Raw genomic sequence first — 1,178 nt, 5'->3', positions numbered from 1 at the left:
CATTGACCGCGGGATTGGATGTCGCGTGCGGCGACGCCGTCGTCGTCATCGACGCCGATCTGCAGGATCCGCCGGAACTGATCCCCACCCTGATTAACAAGTGGGAGCAAGGTTTCGATGTCGTCTATGCGACCCGGCGGACCCGGGAGGGCGAATCTTTCCTGAAGAAATCCACGGCCCACTGCTTCTATCGCCTGATGGGGAAAGTGAGTGACATCGACATCCCCGCCGACACCGGCGATTTCCGTCTGATGAGCCAGCGCGCGGTCGCGGCCATCGGCCAGCTCCGCGAGCAGAACCGCTTCATGAAAGGCCTGTACGCGTGGATTGGGTACCGCCAGACCTCTATCCTCTACGACCGGGATGCGCGCGCCTCGGGAAAAACGAAGTTCAACTACCGCCGCTTGTTGAAGTTCGCTATCGATGGCATCACGGGATTCTCGACCATTCCGCTGCGGATCGCCACGTCGGTCGGCTTGCTCGTCGCCGTCCCGGCATTTGGCATGGCGCTCTACACTGTTGGCAAGACGCTGCTGTTCGGCGATCCGGTGCGAGGCTATCCGTCCCTGATGACCGTCGTATTGATGCTTGGCGGACTCCAGCTCTTCTTCCTGGGGATTCTTGGTGAATACGTGGGTCGCTTATTTAATGAAACCAAGCGCCGTCCGCTCTATCTCGTGGCGGGCTATATCCCCGCAAGAGAAATGGACGCGGAGGGGATCCCGTTCAGAAGGGTCTCGGGCGCCATCCCGTCACGAGCGATTGTCGCGGGGGCCGTGGGGCATGCGAACTCGGTGAATTCTCCTTCTGCCCCCGATGCACGCAGCATCCCCTCTACTTGACAGCGTCGCGACTCATGAGCATTTGGCACGAGACGGTGGTGCCATTGACAAGTGTCGTCTGAACGAATTTACAAAAATACTGCTATCAATACATAGTGGTAAACGATAAATAGATTGCGATACGTTGCCATTTAACAACCAATTTTTTCAAGTAATCGCGATGAAAGGTATGCGTAATCTTCAATCTCATATTCTCCCGATCACTGCATGGCCTACCTTTGAAGGAGAAATGTGAAATGAAGATTCGATGTGGAGTCGTGGCTGCGACAGCCAGTTTGATTGCGGGCACGGCGTTCGCGCAGTCCAACGTGACGCTTTACGGTGTCGCGGATGCGG

1 protein-coding gene is annotated in these 1,178 nt (G+C 56.7%); it reads left to right on the top strand.

The genetic code is table 11. The annotated features are described in order from the left end of the window. On the top strand, positions 1 to 842 hold an 842-nt coding region (locus tag F7R19_RS29530; RefSeq protein ID WP_150982965.1), incomplete at its 5' end, for a glycosyltransferase. Positions 843 to 1,178: the final 336 nt, after the last annotated feature.

The organism is Cupriavidus pauculus, assembly GCF_008801835.1.
In the GTDB taxonomy this organism is placed as follows: Bacteria; Pseudomonadota; Gammaproteobacteria; order Burkholderiales; family Burkholderiaceae; genus Cupriavidus; species Cupriavidus pauculus.
The sequence above is the reverse complement of the archived record's forward strand: the minus strand, read 5'-3'. Positions and strand labels throughout refer to the sequence as shown.